General features: G+C 67.3%; 1 protein-coding gene. It reads left to right on the top strand.

All coding sequences use genetic code 11. The annotated features are described in order from the left end of the window. Positions 1 to 47 precede the first annotated feature (47 nt). Positions 48 to 1,044: IS630 family transposase (locus K7G60_RS38560; RefSeq protein WP_225805623.1), on the top strand; the 997-nt coding region annotated here is incomplete at its 3' end.

A 1,044-nucleotide genomic window follows, 5' to 3' on the forward strand; every position in this document is an offset into this window, starting at 1 on the left:
CTAGTCTTCTGAGTCAGGAATTCTGTTCAGATGTATAGGCTTGCCCTATGGCACGTACGGGGCGGCCGAAGGCCGAGTTGATCCTGTCCGACGAGGAACGGGCCGCGCTCGAGCGATGGGTGCGGCGCCGTTCCACGCCGCAGGCATGGGCCTTGAGATGCCGGATCATCCTGGCCTGCGCGGAGGGCGCTTCGAACAAGGATGTCGCGGCCCGGCTCGGCTCGACCGCGCATGCGGTGGGCCGGTGGCGGGCGAGGTTCGTCGAGCACCGGATCGCCGGTCTGGGCGACATGCCCCGCCCGGGCGGTCCCAGATCGGTCACCGACGAACAGGTGGCCGCGCTGGTCACCAGGACCCTGCAGTCCGCACCGAAGAACGCGACCCACTGGTCGACACGGTCGATGGCGAAGGAACTGGGCCTGTCGCAGTCGACCGTGTCCCGTGTCTGGCGGGCGTTCGGGCTGCAGCCGCACCGCTCGGAGACGTTCAAGCTGTCGACGGATCCGTACTTCGTCGACAAGGTCCACGATGTCGTCGGCCTCTACCTGGACCCGCCGGAGCGTGCCCTGGTGTTCTGCGTCGACGAGAAGTCGCAGATCCAGGCCCTGGACCGCTCACAGCCGGTGTTGCCGATGATGCCCGGAGTTCCGCAACGCGTCACCCACGACTATGTCCGCGCCGGCACCACCACTCTGTTCGCCGCCCTCGAGGTCGCCACCGGCCAGGTGATCGGCTCCCTGCACCGGCGCCACCGGGCCGAGGAGTTCAAGAAGTTCCTCATCAAGCTCGACAAGGAAGTCCCGGCCGACCTCGCCGTCCACCTGGTGCTGGACAACTACGCCACCCACAAGACCCCGGCCATCAAGACCTGGCTGCTGGCCCACCCCCGGTTCCACCTGCACTTCACGCCGACCGGGTCGTCCTGGCTCAACCTGGTGGAGCGGTGGTTCGCCGAGCTGACGAACAAGCGGATACGGCGGGGCGTCCACAAGACCGTCCAGGCCCTGGAGCAGGACATCCGGACCTGGATCGCCGCCTGGAACA

Origin of the sequence: Streptomyces sp. NK15101 (assembly GCF_020400725.1) — a bacterium.
Classification (GTDB): domain Bacteria; phylum Actinomycetota; class Actinomycetes; order Streptomycetales; family Streptomycetaceae; genus Streptomyces.